Origin of the sequence: Pseudomonas asplenii (genome assembly GCF_001293465.1) — a bacterium.
Lineage (GTDB): Bacteria > Pseudomonadota > Gammaproteobacteria > Pseudomonadales > Pseudomonadaceae > Aquipseudomonas > Aquipseudomonas fuscovaginae_B.
Genome location: NZ_JSYZ01000012.1, coordinates 68,659 through 83,077 on the forward strand (window position 1 = coordinate 68,659; position 14,419 = coordinate 83,077).

Below are 14,419 nucleotides of genomic sequence, written 5' to 3' on the forward strand. Positions count from 1 at the left end.
GCTATAGCGGGGTGAGGATGTTCATCACGGTATCCAGGGCGACCCGGGTATCGTCGAGCTGCACCAGCGAGGCATGTCGCGCACCGAGGGCGTCGCGATTCTGGATGGCGGTGAGGATCGCCTTGTGCCGGGGTAGGCTGAGCCCTTGAATATCGGGGCGGCGGTTGGTGATGCTGATGGATTCGCGCAGGGGCAACGACAGCATGTTGCACATGTAGGCGAGCAGATCGTTGCGGGTGGCGTCGGCGATCGCCCGGTGGAAATCCAGGTCCGCCTGCAGCAGCTGCTCGTGGGTCTGCGCCTTCTCCATGGCCAGGTAGGCTTTTTCGATCACCGCGATGTCTTCGTCGGTGGCCGTGGTGGCGGCCATCGCGGCGATTTCCGGTTCCAGGATCCGGCGCACGCCGGCCAGGGTGTTGAAAAACTCGCTGTGGGGCGTCGACTGCATCAGCCAGGTCAGCACGTCGGGATCGAGCAGGTGCCACTTCGGGCGCGGGCGCACCACTGCACCGACCCGCGGCTTGGAGTACACCAGGCCCTTGGCGCTGAGCACCCGGGTGGCTTCGCGCAGCACCGAGCGACTGACCTGGTACTCCTCGCACAGCGTCGACTCCATGGGCAGGCGCTCTTCCGGCTTGAAGCGTCCGGAGACAATCTGCATGCCCAGTTCCTGAACGATCCGGTTATGCATGCTCTTGCGCGGAGTGTTCTTGCGTGGCTTGGAGGGCTGCTGATCCATGGACGGGACGGTGCTCTGGTGAAAAGGGTTGCATCATAACATCGCTCCCGGCTTCATCAGGTGCTCTCGCGTGCCTGAGCCGCCGGGTGACGACGCCATGGCCTGCCGGTCAGTGGGAATGCCGCGGGATCTCGGCGCCACGGCAACCTACCAGGAAGTCGAAGTCGCAGCCCTGGTCGGCTTGCAGCACATGGTCGATGTACAACTGGCGATAGCCGCCCGCGATCGGTGGCTTCGGTGCCTGCAGGTCGGCCATGCGCGCCGCCAGTTCGGCGTCTGGAATGTCCAGGTGCAGGCGGCCATTGGCACAGTCGAGTTCGATCCAGTCGCCCTCCTGCACACAGGCCAGCGGGCCGCCGGCCGCCGCTTCCGGCGCGACGTGCAGCACCACCGTGCCGTAGGCCGTGCCACTCATGCGTGCGTCGGAGATGCGCACCATGTCGGTGACACCCTGGGCCAGCAGCTTGGCCGGCAGCCCCATGTTGCCCACTTCCGCCATGCCGGGATAACCCTTGGGCCCACAGTTTTTCATCACCAGCACCGAGCTGGCGTCGACCTCCAGTTCCGGGTCGTTGATCCGCGCCTTGTACTGGTCGAAGTTCTCGAACACCACCGCCCGACCGCGATGCTGCATCAGTTCGGGGGTCGCGGCCGAGGGCTTGAGCACGGCCCCCAGAGGAGCCAGGTTGCCACGCAGGACGCAGATGCCGCCGTCCGCCCGCAACGGGTTGGAGAGCGGCCGAATCACTTCGTCCTTACCGTAGATCGGTGCGTCCCGGGTGTTCTCGCCGATCGACCTGCCATTCACGGTGAGGGCGTCGGGGTGGGGAATCAGGTTGGCTTCGCCGAGGCGGCGCAATACCGCCGGCAGGCCACCGGCATAGTAGAACTCTTCCATCAGGAAGCGCCCGGACGGTTGCAGGTCGACGATGGTCGGCATGCCGCGGCCGATGCGGGTCCAGTCGTCCAGATCGAGTTCGACGCCGATGCGCCCGGCGATCGCCTTCAGGTGAATCACCGCATTGGTCGAGCCGCCGATGGCGGCGTTGACGCGGATGGCGTTTTCGAAAGCCTGCCGGGTGAGGATCTTCGACAGTTTCAAGCCTTCCCGGACCATCTCCACCGCCCGCATGCCGGACATGTGCGCCAGCACGTAGCGCCGCGCGTCAACCGCCGGAATCGCCGCGTTGTGGGGCAGGGATGTGCCCAGGGCCTCGGCCATGCAGGCCATCGTCGAGGCGGTGCCCATGGTGTTGCAGGTGCCGGCCGAACGCGACATGCCGCCCTCGGCCGCGAGGAAGTCGTCGAGGCTGATGGTGCCCGCCTTGACCTGTTCGCTGAGCTGCCAGACCACCGTGCCCGAGCCGATGTCCTGGCCCTTGTGCTTGCCGTTGAGCATCGGCCCGCCAGTGACGACGATGGCCGGCACGTCGCAACTGGCGGCGCCCATCAGCAGCGCCGGGGTGGTCTTGTCGCAACCGGTGAGCAGCACCACGCCGTCGATCGGGTTGCCGCGAATGGCTTCCTCGACGTCCATGCTGGCCAGGTTGCGGGTGAGCATGGCGGTCGGACGCAGGTTCGATTCACCGTTGGAGAACACCGGGAACTCCACGGGAAACCCGCCGGCCTCGATCACCCCGCGTTTGACATGCTCGGCGATCTGGCGGAAGTGCGCGTTGCACGGGGTCAGCTCCGACCAGGTGTTGCAGATGCCGATGATGGGCTTGCCATGGAACTGATGGTCGGCGATGCCCTGGTTCTTCATCCAGCTGCGGTACATGAAGCCGTTCTTGTCGGCGGTACCGAACCAGTGGGCGGAACGCAGGTCGAGTTTTTTATCAGACATGGTCAGCTCTCTTATCGTAAGACTATATTGTGCTTCCTGCGGGCTAAAATAAGCTCAAAATCTCATGTTTGGAAGTGTTGTTGAGTAAATAGTAATACTATATAGTCGGTTTCAACTGAGGTAGGGCGTTGCGCTCTGGCGCCGTTGCCCGCGTTACCACTCGTGCTTGGCAGGCAATCAGGAGAAGCTTCATGCGTTTGGTCCAGTTCGAATTGAGCAACGGCGAGCGTCGGGTGGGAGTGGTCGAGGAGGGCCAGGTACGCGAGGTGCGTCTGGCGCGCACGGTGCGCGAGCTGGCACTGGCCGCCATCGAGGCGGGCGTCGATCTGCGGTGTCAGGTGGAGAGCCTCGGCCTGGGTGCCGGCCACGACTACGCCACGTTGCTGGCCGAGCTGAGAGTGCTGCCGCCGCTGGATCACCCGGACCCGGCCCACATGCTGGTCAGCGGCACCGGCCTGACCCATCTGGGCAGTGCGGCGGCGCGGGACAAGATGCACCAGCAGGCCGGTGACGACAGCGCGATGACCGACAGCCTGCGGATCTTCAAATGGGGTGTGGAGGGCGGCAAACCCGCCTCCGGTCAGGCCGGCGTGCAACCGGAGTGGTTCTACAAGGGCGACGGCAGCATCGTCGTGCGCCCGGGCCAGCCCTTTGCGTTGCCACCCTTTGCCGAAGACGCCGGTGAAGAGCCGGAAATCGGCGGCCTGTATGTCATCGGCCACGATGGCAAGCCTTATCGCCTGGGCTTCGCCGTGGGCAACGAATTCTCCGACCATGTGATGGAGCGCAAGAACTACCTGTACCTGGCCCACTCCAAGTTGCGCAATTGCAGCTATGGTCCAGAGCTGCGGGTGGGCGAGCTGCCCCGGCACCTGGTGGGCAGCAGCCGCATTTTGCGCAATGGCGAGGTCGTGTGGCAGAGCGAGTTCCTCAGTGGCGAAGCCAACATGTGCCACAGCCTGGAAAATCTCGAGTACCACCACTTCAAGTACAGCCAGTTCCTGCGTCCGGGTGACGTGCACATTCACTTCTTCGGCACCGCGACCCTGTCGTTCGCCGACGGTGTACGTACGCAGCCGGGCGATGTGTTCGAGATCAGTCAGGCGGAGTTCGGTGCGCCGTTGATCAATGGTGTGGGCGTCGTCGACGCGGTGCTGGTGCCCGGAGCCATAGGGATGCTTTAGGGAAAGCGACACAAGCCCGGCTCCTACAGGGATCGTGTTGCGCCAATGCCCTTGTGCCAGGGCCCACAACCTCATCGGCGTCTGAAAACAAAAGCAAGCCAGGAGGCCTCATGTCGTGGACCGCTGTGACTGAACACCGTGCGCAACTGGGCGAAGGCCCGTTCTGGGACGCGCCCGGTCAGGCCCTGTATTGGGTCGATATCGCCGGCCGGCAGGCGCTGCGCCTGAGCGGTGCCGGCCTGCAGGCCTGGCAGTTGCCGGAGCCGGTGTCGGCCTTTATTCCCTGTGAGAGCGGCGATGCTCTGGTGACCCTGAGCAGTGGCGTGTATCGATTGGATCTCGCCAGTGCGCCACAGGCGCCGCGCCTGACGCTGCTGTGTATCGCCGATCCGCAACCGGGCAACCGCGCCAACGAGGCCCGCTGCGATGCCCAGGGTCGACTCTGGCTGGGCACCATGCAGAACAATATCGGCGAGCGGGGCGAGGATCTTCCCGTACGGCATCGCCGCGGTGGTCTGTTCCGGATCGATGCCGATGCACGTGCGACGCCTCTGTTACGCGGCCTGGGGATCCCCAATACCTTGCTGTGGAGCGAGGACGGCACCCAGCTGTATTTTGGCGACAGCCTGGACGGCACGTTGTATCGCTATCCGGTTGCCAGCAACGGCCAGCTCGGGCCGGCGCAGGAGTGGTTCGGGCCACATCCGCGTGGCGTACCGGACGGCTCGGCGATGGACGCCGAAGGCTATTGCTGGAACGCCCGTTGGGACGGCGGTTGCCTGCTCAGGCTGGCCCCCGATGGCGAAGTCGACCGGCTGATCGAATTGCCCGTCAGCCGGCCCACCAGCTGCGTATTCGGTGGCCCGGACCTGCGCACCTTGTACATCACCAGCGCCGCCAGCCCGTTCGAGCACCCCCTGGATGGTGCGGTGCTGGCCATCGAGCTGGACATCCCGGGGACACGCTGTCATCGATTCGCTGGATAGCTTTACCCGCATCAGGTTGCACCGCTTCACAACTCGTTCTCATGAAAGACACAACAAAAACAAGGAGTCACCTCATGAATCGTCATCGCGGTATCCGTTCCCTGTGCTGTGCCGCCCTGGCGGTATCGGCGTTCGGCCTGGGCAGTCTGTTGCAGGCTGCCGAACCGGTGAAGATCGGCTTTCTGGTCAAGCAGGCGGAGGAGCCCTGGTTCCAGACCGAATGGGCTTTCGCCGAAAAGGCCAGCAAGGACAAGGGCTTTACCCTGATCAAGATCGCCGTGCCGGACGGCGAGAAAACCCTCTCGGCCATCGACAGCCTCGCCGCCAACGGTGCCAAGGGCTTCGTGATCTGCCCGCCGGACGTGTCCCTGGGCCCGGCGATCGTGGCGAAGGCCAAGGCCAACGACCTGAAAGTGATCGCCGTGGATGACCGCTTCGTCGACGCCAGCGGCAAGTTCATGGAAGACGTCCCCTACCTGGGCATGGCCGCGTACGAAGTGGGCCAGAAACAGGGCGCCGCGATGGCCGCCGAAGCGAAGAAGCGCGGTTGGGACTGGAAGGACACCTACGCGGTGATCAATACCTACAACGAGCTCGACACCGGCAAGAAGCGCACCGACGGTTCGGTCAAATCCCTGGAGGCCGCCGGCCTGCCGAAAGACCACATCCTGTTTACGCCGCTCAAGACCCTCGACGTGCCGGGCAGCATGGATTCCACCAGCTCGGCACTGGTGAAACTGCCGGCTTCGGCGAAAAACCTGATCATCGGCGGCATGAACGACAACACCGTGCTGGGTGGCGTGCGTGCCACCGAGAGCGCGGGTTTTGCCGCCGCCAATGTCATTGGTGTCGGGATCAATGGCACCGACGCCATCGGCGAACTGAAGAAACCCAGCAGCGGCTTTTTCGGCTCGATGCTGCCCAGCCCGCACCTGGAGGGCTACAACACCGCGAGCATGATGTTCGAATGGGTCACCACCGGCAAGGAACCACCGAAGTACACCGCGATGGATGAGGTGACGCTGATCACACGCGACAACTTCAAGCAGGAACTGGAAAAGATCGGCCTGTGGAAGTGACGGTCGGTTTTGCTCGGCGGCCTTGGCGACGGGGCCGCCTGGTCGGGGTGACGAGGTGGTTATGCATGCGCAATTGAACAGACAGCAGCACAGTGTTGGCGCCAGTTTGTGTTTCAACGGGATCGGCAAGACCTTCCCCGGGGTCAAGGCGCTGGACGGTATCAGTTTCACTGCCCACCCGGGGCAGGTCCATGCCCTGATGGGGGAGAACGGCGCCGGCAAGTCGACCTTGCTCAAGGTTCTCGGCGGTGCCTACAGCCCCAGCAGCGGCCATCTGCAGATCGGCGGGCAGACGATGGCCTTCAAGTGCGCCGCCGACAGCATCGCCTGTGGCGTGGCCGTCATCCACCAGGAGTTGCACCTGGTGCCGGAAATGACCGTGGCGGAGAACCTGTTCCTCGGGCATTTGCCGAGCCGTTTCGGGGTGATCAACCGCAGCGCTTTGCGCCAGCATGCGCTGGACTGTCTCAAGGGCCTGGCCGACGAGATCGACCCGCAGCAGAAGGTGGGCCGCCTGTCCCTGGGCCAGCGGCAGTTGGTGGAGATCGCCAAGGCCTTGTCCCGTGGCGCCCATGTGATTGCCTTCGACGAACCCACCAGCAGCCTGTCGGCCCGGGAGATCGAACGCCTGATGGCGATCATCGGACGCCTGCGGGACGAGGGCAAGGTGGTGCTCTACGTGTCCCATCGCATGGAGGAAGTGTTCCGTATCTGCGATGCGGTGACCGTATTCAAGGACGGGCGCTACGTGCGTACCTTCGAGGACATGAGCACGCTGACCCACGATCAGCTGGTCACCTGCATGGTCGGTCGCGACATTCAGGACATCTACGATTACCGCCCTCGTCCACGCGGCGCGGTGGCGCTCAAGGTCGATGGCCTGCTGGGGCCGGGGTTGCGCGAGCCGGTGAGTTTCGAGGCGCACAAGGGCGAGATTCTTGGCCTGTTCGGCCTGGTCGGGGCGGGCCGTACCGAGCTGTTGCGCCTGCTGGGTGGCCTTGAGCGGATGACCGCCGGCAGCCTGCAACTGTGCGATGAGGCTCTGCAGTTGCGCTCGCCGCGCGACGCCATTGCCGCCGGTGTCCTGCTGTGCCCCGAGGACCGCAAGAAGGAGGGCATCATGCCGCTCTCCAGTGTTGCCGAGAACATCAACATCAGCGCCCGCCGCGCCCATTCCACCTTTGGCTGGCTGTTGCGTGACGGTTGGGAGAAGGGCAACGCCGACAAGCAGATCAAGGCGCTGAAAGTGAAAACGCCCAATCCGGCGCAGAAAATCCTGTATCTGTCCGGGGGCAATCAGCAGAAGGCCATTCTGGGGCGCTGGCTGTCGATGCCGATGAAAGTCCTGCTGCTCGACGAGCCGACGCGCGGCATCGATGTCGGCGCGAAGGCCGAGATCTACCAGATCATCCATGACCTGGCGGCCAGCGGGATTGCGGTCATCGTCGTGTCCAGCGACCTGATGGAAGTGATGGGCATTTCCGACCGCATCCTGGTGCTGTGCGAAGGCGCGATGCGGGGCGAAAAGAGCCGTGAACAGGCCAATGAATCCAACCTGCTGCAACTGGCCTTGCCGCGCCAACGCGCCGATGGCCTGGAGAACTGAGAGGTGACCATGACAAGCCAAAACAATACATTGCCAGTCGCGCGCAAACCCCTGGACCTGCGCAGCCTGCTGGACAATTGGGCGATGCTGCTGGCCGCGCTGGGGATTTTCGTCCTCTGCACCCTGCTGATCGACAACTTCCTGTCGCCGCTGAACATGCGGGGCCTGGGCCTGGCGATTTCCACCACCGGCATCGCCGCGTGCACCATGTTGTATTGCCTGGCGTCCGGGCATTTCGACCTGTCGGTGGGCTCGGTGATCGCCTGTGCCGGGGTGGTGGCCGCCGTGGTGATGCGTGACACCGACAGCGTGTTTCTCGGTATCGCCGCAGCGCTGCTGATGGGGCTGCTGGTCGGGCTGATCAATGGGATCGTGATTGCCAAGCTGCGGGTCAACGCCCTGATCACCACGCTGGCGACCATGCAGATCGTGCGGGGCCTGGCCTATATCTTTGCCAACGGCAAGGCGGTGGGCGTGTCCCAGGACTCGTTTTTCGTCTACGGCAATGGCCAGTTGTTCGGTGTGCCGGTGCCGATCCTGATCACCATCGCCTGCTTCCTGTTCTTTGGCTGGTTGCTCAACTACACCACCTACGGGCGCAATACCATGGCCATTGGTGGTAACCAGGAGGCGGCGTTGCTGGCCGGGGTCAATGTCGATCGGACCAAGATCGTCATCTTTGCCGTGCACGGAGTCGTGGGTGCCCTGGCCGGGGTGATCCTGGCATCGCGCATGACCTCGGGCCAGCCGATGATCGGCCAGGGCTTCGAGCTGACGGTGATTTCCGCCTGCGTGCTGGGCGGGGTGTCGTTGAGCGGTGGGGTGGGCATGATTCGGCACGTGATTGCCGGGGTGCTGATTCTGGCGATCATCGAGAACGCGATGAACCTGAAGAACATCGACACGTTCTACCAGTACGTGATTCGCGGTTCCATCCTGCTGCTGGCGGTGGTGATCGATCGCCTGAAGCAGCGCTGATCTTTCGGCGCAAGCTATCGCCGTACCTCCAACCTGCTGGAGCTGCAGAGCCTCGACAAGGCCCGGCAGCTCCAGCAGGTTTTCAGTTGGCCGAGAACTTCAGGATGGTGTTCTGGGTATAGGTCTGGCCCGGATCCAGCCGTGTGGTCGGGAAGCCCGGCTGGTTCGGCGAGTCGGGGTAGTGCTGGGTTTCCAGGGTGAACGCCCCCCAATGTGCATAGACCTTGCCCGCCTTGCCCTTGACCGAGCCGTCGAGGAAATTGCTGGTGTAGAACTGCACCCCGGGCTCGCTGGTGTAGAGCTGCAGGCGGCGACCGGACTGCGGGTCGTGCACCTCGGCGGCCAGTCGGCTGACGTCGCCCTTGGCATCCAGGACCCAGTTGAAGTCGAAGCCACCCTGCTTCGGCTCGGCGAACTTGAGCTGCGGATGATCATCCCTGATGTGCTGGCCAATGGCGGTCGGCTGACGAAAATCCATCGGCGTACCGGCCACCGGAGCCAGTTCACCGGTGGGAATCAGGCTGCGGGTGACGGGGGTGTAATGGCTGGCGTACAAGGTGGCGAGTTGCTTGAGCACATCACCGTTGCCGGCCCCGGCGAGATTGAAGTAGCTGTGGTTGGTGAGGTTCAATACCGTTGGTTGGTCCGTGGTTGCCTTGTAGTCGATGCGCAGCTCGTTATGGTCGTTGAGGCTGTAAGTGACCTCGACATTCAGGTTGCCGGGAAAGCCCATTTCCCCCGCCTTCGACAGGTAGCTCAACTTCACCCCGACCGAGTCCTTGCCGCTGACCGGCTGGGCTTTCCAGACCCGCTTGTCAAAACCCTGCGGGCCGCCGTGCAGGGAATTGGGGCCATCGTTGAGCGGCACCTGATAACGCTTGCCGTCCAGCTCGAACGCACCGTTGGCCAGGCGATTGCCGTAGCGGCCGATGGTGGCGCCGAAGAACGCGGTACCGCTCTGGTAGCCCTGGACATCGTCGAAGCCCAGTACCACGTCGTCGACCTTGCCGTTCCTGTCCGGCACCTTCAATGACTGCAGGATGCCGCCGTAGGTGATGACCGTGGCCTGCAGGCCATGGCTGTTGCGCAACACATACTGCTCGATCGCGGCTCCATCATGGGTCTTGCCAAAGGCCTTGTGTTCGCTGGACAGGCCACTGGCCTGGAGGCCCTGGCTGGCAATCATCAGGGACAGTCCAAGGCCGCAAAGCGGGTATCGGGAGTGCAACATGGTCGAACCTCCATTTATTGTTTTAAGTTGAATAGTTCTACTAATTTGCGATATTTTGTCGTTAAGGCAGTAGATTTATAGCCTGATCTGTCGATTTTTCAATATAAAATAAGACTAATTGAGTTGGCAGGTGAAAGTGGGGACTCCAGCACACCCGGGGTCCAGCGGCCTGCATTCAAGTGCCTACCGTGGAGTAACCGTCATATGAGTCATGAAGCAGACGCCGTGTACACGGATCTGAAAGGCAAGACCGTGCTGATTTCCGGTGGGGCTTCCGGGATCGGCGAGGCCATGGTCTGCGCTTTTGCGCGGCAGGGGGCCAAGGTCGCCTTCGTGGATATGGCCAAGACCCAGGGGGAGCGGCTGGTGGCCCGACTTTCGGCCGAAGGTCACAGGGTCGAGTTCGCTCACTGCGATATCACCGACGAGATCGCCTATAAGGTGGCGATCGAAGGCTTTGCGCAAACCCTGGGGCCAGTGACTGTCCTGGTGAACAATGCCGCCAACGATGTCCGTCACACCCTGGATGAAGTGGACTCGGAGACTTTCGAGAAGCTGATCTCGGTCAACTTGAAGCATGCCTTTTTCGCCAGCCGGGCGGTGGTGCCGATGATGAAGGCCGCCGGGGAGGGCGCGATCATCAATCTGGGCTCCATCGGCTGGATGATGGCCTCCAGCGGGTACCCGGTCTACGCCGCCAGCAAGGCGGCGACCCATGGCATGACCCGGGCCCTGGCACGGGAGCTGGGGCCATGGCGTATCAGGGTCAACACCCTGGTGCCAGGCTGGGTGATGACTGAAAAGCAGCTGGCGCTGTGGGTGGACGATGCCGCCAGGGAACTGATCAGCCGCAGCCAGTGCCTGCCGGGGAGCGTCGAGCCTGTCCATATCGCGAACATGGCGCTGTTCCTCGCTTCCGAGGTGTCGTCCATGTGTTCGGCGCAGAACTTTATTGTCGATGGTGGTTGGGTGTAGGGCTGGTCCCGTTGAAGGCAACGATTGTGGCCTGTGTCACCCTGGAATAAAAAATCCCCGTGTCAGCGAGTGAACACGGGGATTTTTTTGACTATCGAGGTCCGTGTAGACCCACGGTCACACTTACACGTTGAAGCGGAAGTGCATCACGTCACCGTCCTTGACGATGTAGTCCTTGCCTTCCAGGCGCCATTTGCCGGCTTCCTTGGTGCCCGCTTCGCCCTTGTACTGGATGAAGTCGTTGTAGGCGATCACTTCGGCGCGGATGAAGCCTTTTTCGAAGTCGGTGTGGATCACGCCGGCAGCCTGGGGGGCGGTGGCGCCGACACGCACGGTCCAGGCGCGGACTTCCTCGACACCGGCGGTGAAGTAGGTCTGCAGGTTGAGCATTTCGTAACCGGCGCGGATCACTCGGTTCAGGCCAGGCTCTTCGAGGCCCAGGGCTTCGAGGAACATGTCCTTCTCTTCACCGTCTTCCAGTTCGGCGATTTCCGCCTCGATCTTGTTGCACACCGGCACCACCACTGCGCCTTCCTCGTCGGCGATGGCCTTGACCACGTCCAGCAGCGGGTTGTTCTCGAAGCCGTCTTCGGCGACGTTGGCGATGTACATCACCGGCTTGGTGGTCAGCAGGTGGAAGCCGCGGATCACCGCCTTTTCTTCCGCGCTCATGTTCTTCATCAGGCTGCGTGCCGGCTTGCCTTCGGTGAAGTGGGCGATCAGTTGTTCCAGCAGGCCTTTCTGGACCACGGCATCCTTGTCACCGCCCTTGGCGTTGCGCGCGACCTTCTGCAGTTGCTTCTCGCAGCTTTCGAGGTCGGCGAAGATCAGTTCCAGGTCGATGATCTCGATGTCGCGTTTCGGGTCGACGCTGTTGGCGACGTGAATCACGTTGTCGTCTTCGAAGCAGCGGACCACGTGGGCGATGGCGTCGGTTTCACGGATGTTGGCCAGGAACTTGTTGCCCAGGCCTTCGCCTTTCGACGCACCGGCTACCAGGCCTGCGATGTCGACGAATTCCATGGTGGTCGGCAGGATGCGCTTGGGATTGACGATCTCGGCCAGGGCCGCCAGGCGCGAATCGGGCATCGGCACGATGCCGCTGTTCGGCTCGATGGTGCAGAAGGGGAAGTTCTCTGCCGCGATGCCGGACTTGGTCAGGGCGTTGAACAGGGTGGATTTGCCGACGTTGGGCAAGCCGACGATGCCGCAGTTGAATCCCATGGTGTTTCCCCTCGGGTAAAGAGTCAGGCCTTCTGGGTGTGCAGGTTTTTCATCGCACGGTTCCATTCACCGGCGAGAATATCCGGCAGCACGCCGAGGGCAAAATCGATGCTGGCATCGAGTTTTTCCTGTTCGGCGCGTGGCGCACGACCCAGGACAAAGTTTGAAACCATGCTTGCAACGCCGGGGTGGCCAATGCCGAGCCGCAGGCGGTGAAAGGTGTTCTGGTTGCCGAGCTGCGCGATGATGTCGCGCAGGCCGTTGTGACCGCCATGCCCGCCGCCCTGCTTGAGCTTGGCAACGCCGGGCGGCAGGTCGAGTTCGTCGTGCGCCACGAGGATTTCTTCAGGCTTGATGCGGAAGAATCCAGCCAGTGCCGAAACGGCCTGGCCACTACGGTTCATGTAGGTGGTGGGAATCAGCAGGCGAACATCCTGACCCTGGTGACTGAAGCGCCCGGTCAGGCCGAAATACTTGCGATCGGCCACGAGGCTGATGCCTTGTGCCGAAGCGATGCGTTCAACAAAAAGGGCCCCTGCGTTATGCCGGGTCTGTTCGTATTCGGTGCCTGGATTACCCAGGCCAACGATCAGTTTGATGGCAGTCACGACAGGGGCCCTTCTATGGAATGGTGGATAACAACGCCGTTGGCGGTTGCGGCGAAAGTGGACGAAAAGTGCTCATTTACCATGATGTAAACTCCGCATTCTCGCCCGCTTTCTCGCTACGTTCCAGTCCGCGATGTTTCCAATCACTCCGGCGTCAGAGTGAAATTACTCTGCAGCGCCTTCTGCTTCTGGAGCAACACGTGGAGCGTGAACGTTGGCTACTGCCTTGTCGTCACCGTGTGCCAGAGCTACGAACTCAACGCCTTTTGGCGCCTTCAGGTCGGACAGGTGAATGATCGAACCGACTTCGGCGTTGGCCAGGTCGACTTCGATGAATTCAGGCAGGTCCTTGGCTTCGCAGGAAACTTCGATCTCGTTCACGACGTGGGAGATCTCGCCGCCTTTCTTCACTGGAGCCGCTTCGTTGATGAAGTGCACAGGAACGGTAGCGGTCAGTTTCTTGCCAGCGACAACGCGAACGAAGTCGGCGTGCAGGATGAACTGCTTGGCTGGGTGACGCTGCAGGGCCTTAACGATCACGTTCTGCTTGGTGCCACCCACGTTCAGCTCGATCACGTGGCTGAAGGCAGCCTCGTCTTCGAACAGCTTGGCAATTTCTTTTGCCAGGATGGTGATGGACTCAGGAGCCTTGTCGCCACCGTAGACAACGGCAGGAACCTGGCTGGCGAGACGACGCAGGCGGCGGCTCGCACCTTTCCCCAGGTCGTTACGCGCTTCGGCGTTCAGGATGAAATCAGTCATTTTGTATCTCCAAAATAGCCATCTTCCGAGCACGTCTGCGACCGACGTGAGCGGTATGGGCAAAAAAGCCCCGCCCCAACATGTGTGTTGGGGCGGGGCGCTTTACGTCAACGGGTGGTCTGCCAGGGCCGGGCCCTTAGCGGAACATCGCGCTGATCGATTCTTCGTTGCTGATGCGGCGAACCGCTTCGGCGACTACCGGTGCGATATCCAGTTGACGGATACGTGCACAGGCTTGTGCTGCGGCGGACAGCGGGATGGTGTTGGTCACCACCAGCTCGTCCAGCACGGAATTTTCAATGTTCTCGATCGCCCGGCCCGACAGCACAGGGTGTGTGCAGTAGGCAAAGACCTTGGCAGCGCCATGTTCCTTGAGGGCTTTCGCCGCGTGGCACAGGGTGCCGGCGGTGTCGACCATGTCGTCGACGAGAATGCAGGTGCGGCCTTCGACGTCACCGATGATGTGCATCACTTCGGAGTGGTTGGCCTTCTCACGACGTTTGTCGATGATGCCCAGATCCACGCCCAGCGACTTGGCAACGGCACGTGCACGCACGACGCCGCCAATGTCCGGAGACACGATCATCAGGTTTTCGAAACGCTGGTCTTCGATGTCATCCACCAGAACGGGGGAGCCGTAGATGTTATCTACCGGGATATCGAAGAAGCCCTGGATCTGGTCAGCGTGCAGGTCAACCGTGAGGACACGGTCAATGCCTACCACGGTGAGCATGTCAGCCACGACTTTCGCGCTGATAGCCACACGTGCGGAGCGCGGACGGCGATCCTGACGGGCGTAACCAAAGTAGGGGATCACCGCAGTGATTCGGGTGGCTGAGGAACGGCGGAAGGCATCAGCCATCACGACGAGTTCCATCAGGTTATCGTTGGTCGGAGCGCAAGTCGGCTGAATGATGAAGACGTCTTTACCGCGGACGTTTTCATTGATCTCAGCGGTAATCTCGCCGTCGGAGAATTTTCCGACAGAGATGTCACCGAGAGGGATATGCAGCTGACGTACGACACGCCGAGCCAGATCGGGGTTGGCATTCCCCGTAAAGACCATCATCTTGGACACGCGCAGTACCTGAAGGCTGAGGGTAACCTGGATGAGTATTAGAAAATGGCAGGGGCGGCTGGATTCGAACCAACGCATGGCAGGATCAAAACCTGCTGCCTTACCGCTTGGCGACGCCCCTGT

Annotated in this window: 13 protein-coding genes and 1 tRNA gene; 6 read left to right on the plus strand and 8 right to left on the minus strand. The window is 62.1% G+C overall.

The genetic code is table 11. The features are described from left to right. Position 1: 1 nt before the first annotated feature. Positions 2–739: a FadR/GntR family transcriptional regulator gene (locus PF66_RS17140; protein ID WP_054060629.1), complete on the minus strand. Its 738-nt coding sequence runs from the start codon at positions 737–739 to the stop codon at positions 2–4. 109 nt (positions 740–848) lie between these two features. Continuing rightward, positions 849–2,585 carry an IlvD/Edd family dehydratase gene (locus PF66_RS17145; RefSeq protein WP_054060630.1) on the minus strand — a complete coding sequence of 579 codons (1,737 nt, stop codon included), beginning with the start codon at positions 2,583–2,585 and terminating at the stop codon, positions 849–851. A gap of 191 nt (positions 2,586–2,776) precedes the next feature. Between PF66_RS17145 and araD1 the strand changes: the two genes are divergently transcribed. From araD1 to araH, 5 genes are all read left to right on the plus strand, one after another. Continuing rightward, the gene (araD1, locus tag PF66_RS17150) at positions 2,777–3,769 is read left to right on the plus strand and encodes an AraD1 family protein (RefSeq protein ID WP_054060631.1); all 993 of its coding nucleotides are present in this window, start codon (positions 2,777–2,779) and stop codon (positions 3,767–3,769) included. A gap of 110 nt (positions 3,770–3,879) precedes the next feature. Then, positions 3,880–4,755 carry an SMP-30/gluconolactonase/LRE family protein gene (locus tag PF66_RS17155; protein ID WP_054063360.1) on the plus strand — a complete coding sequence of 292 codons (876 nt, stop codon included), beginning with the start codon at positions 3,880–3,882 and terminating at the stop codon, positions 4,753–4,755. A gap of 74 nt (positions 4,756–4,829) precedes the next feature. After that, positions 4,830–5,834: a substrate-binding domain-containing protein gene (locus PF66_RS17160; protein WP_054060633.1), complete on the plus strand. Its 1,005-nt coding sequence runs from the start codon at positions 4,830–4,832 to the stop codon at positions 5,832–5,834. 61 nt (positions 5,835–5,895) lie between these two features. Next, positions 5,896–7,440, plus strand: a complete 1,545-nt coding sequence (gene araG, locus PF66_RS17165; protein WP_054060634.1) for an L-arabinose ABC transporter ATP-binding protein AraG — start codon at positions 5,896–5,898, stop codon at positions 7,438–7,440. Between the two features lie 9 nt (positions 7,441–7,449). Next, entirely contained in the window at positions 7,450–8,418 is a 969-nt protein-coding gene (gene araH, locus PF66_RS17170) for an L-arabinose ABC transporter permease AraH (RefSeq protein WP_054063361.1), read from the plus strand. An 82-nt stretch (positions 8,419–8,500) separates the two neighbouring features. On the opposite strand, the gene PF66_RS17175 is transcribed toward araH, so the two are convergent. Then, positions 8,501–9,649 carry an aldose epimerase family protein gene (locus PF66_RS17175; RefSeq protein WP_054063362.1) on the minus strand — a complete coding sequence of 383 codons (1,149 nt, stop codon included), beginning with the start codon at positions 9,647–9,649 and terminating at the stop codon, positions 8,501–8,503. A 204-nt stretch (positions 9,650–9,853) separates the two neighbouring features. On the opposite strand from PF66_RS17175, the gene PF66_RS17180 reads away from it, so the two are divergent. After that, complete coding sequence (locus PF66_RS17180; protein ID WP_054060636.1) at positions 9,854–10,624, plus strand: SDR family NAD(P)-dependent oxidoreductase; 771 nt, start codon at positions 9,854–9,856, stop codon at positions 10,622–10,624. A gap of 123 nt (positions 10,625–10,747) precedes the next feature. Here the strand turns inward: PF66_RS17180 and ychF are convergent, their stop codons facing one another. The 5 genes from ychF to PF66_RS17205 all read right to left on the minus strand — a co-directional run bounded on the left by ychF (position 10,748) and on the right by PF66_RS17205 (position 14,417). Then, positions 10,748–11,848 carry a redox-regulated ATPase YchF gene (gene ychF, locus PF66_RS17185; RefSeq protein ID WP_054060638.1) on the minus strand — a complete coding sequence of 367 codons (1,101 nt, stop codon included), beginning with the start codon at positions 11,846–11,848 and terminating at the stop codon, positions 10,748–10,750. 23 nt (positions 11,849–11,871) lie between these two features. Then, the gene (gene pth, locus PF66_RS17190; protein ID WP_054060639.1) at positions 11,872–12,456 is read right to left on the minus strand and encodes an aminoacyl-tRNA hydrolase; all 585 of its coding nucleotides are present in this window, start codon (positions 12,454–12,456) and stop codon (positions 11,872–11,874) included. Positions 12,457–12,621: 165 nt separating this feature from the next. Continuing rightward, a complete protein-coding gene (locus tag PF66_RS17195; protein WP_054060640.1) occupies positions 12,622–13,218 on the minus strand; it encodes a 50S ribosomal protein L25/general stress protein Ctc in 597 nt (198 codons plus the stop codon). A 136-nt stretch (positions 13,219–13,354) separates the two neighbouring features. Continuing rightward, a complete protein-coding gene (locus PF66_RS17200) occupies positions 13,355–14,296 on the minus strand; it encodes a ribose-phosphate pyrophosphokinase (protein ID WP_003171603.1) in 942 nt (313 codons plus the stop codon). A gap of 46 nt (positions 14,297–14,342) precedes the next feature. Next, positions 14,343–14,417, minus strand: a tRNA-Gln gene (locus tag PF66_RS17205). Positions 14,418–14,419 lie beyond the last annotated feature (2 nt).

Excerpts from the sequence above, each read along its gene's own strand:
- PF66_RS17140 (WP_054060629.1), bottom strand. The coding sequence starts at position 739 with ATGGATCAGCAGCCCTCCAAGCCACGCAAGAACACTCCGCGCAAGAGC.
- PF66_RS17145 (WP_054060630.1), bottom strand. The coding sequence starts at position 2,585 with ATGTCTGATAAAAAACTCGACCTGCGTTCCGCCCACTGGTTCGGTACC.
- araD1 (WP_054060631.1), top strand. The coding sequence starts at position 2,777 with ATGCGTTTGGTCCAGTTCGAATTGAGCAACGGCGAGCGTCGGGTGGGA.
- PF66_RS17155 (WP_054063360.1), top strand. The coding sequence starts at position 3,880 with ATGTCGTGGACCGCTGTGACTGAACACCGTGCGCAACTGGGCGAAGGC.
- PF66_RS17160 (WP_054060633.1), top strand. The coding sequence starts at position 4,830 with ATGAATCGTCATCGCGGTATCCGTTCCCTGTGCTGTGCCGCCCTGGCG.
- araG (WP_054060634.1), top strand. The coding sequence starts at position 5,896 with ATGCATGCGCAATTGAACAGACAGCAGCACAGTGTTGGCGCCAGTTTG.
- araH (WP_054063361.1), top strand. The coding sequence starts at position 7,450 with ATGACAAGCCAAAACAATACATTGCCAGTCGCGCGCAAACCCCTGGAC.
- PF66_RS17175 (WP_054063362.1), bottom strand. The coding sequence starts at position 9,649 with ATGTTGCACTCCCGATACCCGCTTTGCGGCCTTGGACTGTCCCTGATG.
- PF66_RS17180 (WP_054060636.1), top strand. The coding sequence starts at position 9,854 with ATGAGTCATGAAGCAGACGCCGTGTACACGGATCTGAAAGGCAAGACC.
- ychF (WP_054060638.1), bottom strand. The coding sequence starts at position 11,848 with ATGGGATTCAACTGCGGCATCGTCGGCTTGCCCAACGTCGGCAAATCC.
- PF66_RS17195 (WP_054060640.1), bottom strand. The coding sequence starts at position 13,218 with ATGACTGATTTCATCCTGAACGCCGAAGCGCGTAACGACCTGGGGAAA.